The organism is Arhodomonas sp. KWT, assembly GCF_010993615.1.
The window spans coordinates 1-1194 of the sequence record NZ_WNXE01000495.1 but is presented as its reverse complement, the minus strand read 5'-3'; the positions used below and the strand labels follow the sequence as shown (position 1 = coordinate 1194).

The window sequence follows — 1194 nt, the reverse complement described above, 5'->3', positions numbered from 1 at the left end:
TTACTCGATGATCTTGGAGACGACGCCGGCGCCGACGGTACGACCGCCCTCACGCACCGCGAAACGCAGCCCCTCTTCCATGGCGATCGGCGCGATCAGCGACACCGTCATCTTCACGTTGTCGCCCGGCATCACCATCTCCGTGCCCTCCGGCAGGTCACAGGCACCCGTGACGTCGGTGGTACGGAAGTAGAACTGCGGACGGTAGCCGTTGAAGAACGGCGTGTGACGCCCACCCTCGTCCTTGGAGAGCACGTAGACCTCGCACTCGAACTTCGTGTGCGGGGTGATCGTGCCCGGCTTGCACAGCACCTGCCCGCGCTCGACCTCGTCGCGCTTGGTCCCGCGCAGCAGCGCACCGATGTTGTCGCCCGCCTGACCCTGATCAAGCAGCTTGCGGAACATCTCCACACCGGTGACCGTGGTCTTCGTGGTGTCGCGCAGACCCACGATCTCCACCTCCTCGCCGGTCTTGATCACACCACGCTCGACACGACCGGTCACCACCGTACCGCGACCCGAGATCGAAAACACGTCCTCGATCGGCATCAGGAACGGCCCGTCAACCGCACGGCTCGGCTCCGGAATGTACTCGTCCATCGCCTGCACCAGACGGATGATCGACGGCGCGCCGATCTCCGACTCGTCACCCTCCAGCGCCTTCAGCGCCGAGCCGGTGATCACCGGAATATCGTCGCCCGGGAAGTCGTAGTCGCTCAGCAGCTCCCGGACCTCCATCTCCACGAGCTCCAGCAGCTCCTCGTCGTCGACCATGTCCGCCTTGTTCAGGTAGACCACCATCGACGGCACACCCACCTGGCGCGCCAGCAGAATGTGCTCGCGCGTCTGCGGCATCGGACCGTCCGCCGCCGAGACCACCAGGATCGCGCCGTCCATCTGCGCCGCGCCCGTGATCATGTTCTTCACGTAGTCCGCGTGCCCCGGGCAGTCAACGTGCGCGTAGTGACGCGCGTCCGTCTCGTACTCAACGTGCGCGGTCGCGATCGTGATACCACGGTCGCGCTCCTCCGGCGCATTGTCGATCTGGTCGAACGCGCGCGCCGCACCCCCGTACTTCTCCGCCATCACCTTCGTCATCGCCGCCGTCAGCGTCGTCTTGCCATGGTCAACGTGACCAATCGTTCCCACGTTCACGTGCGGCTTCGTGCGCTCAAACTTCTCCTTGGACACGGC

Annotated in this window: 1 protein-coding gene; it reads right to left on the bottom strand. The window is 65.2% G+C overall.

Annotated features, from left to right (window positions below):
- Window positions 1–1191, bottom strand: a complete 1191-nt coding sequence (tuf, locus tag G7A99_RS20175; RefSeq protein ID WP_163143619.1) for an elongation factor Tu — start codon at window positions 1189–1191, stop codon at window positions 1–3.
- Window positions 1192–1194: the final 3 nt, after the last annotated feature.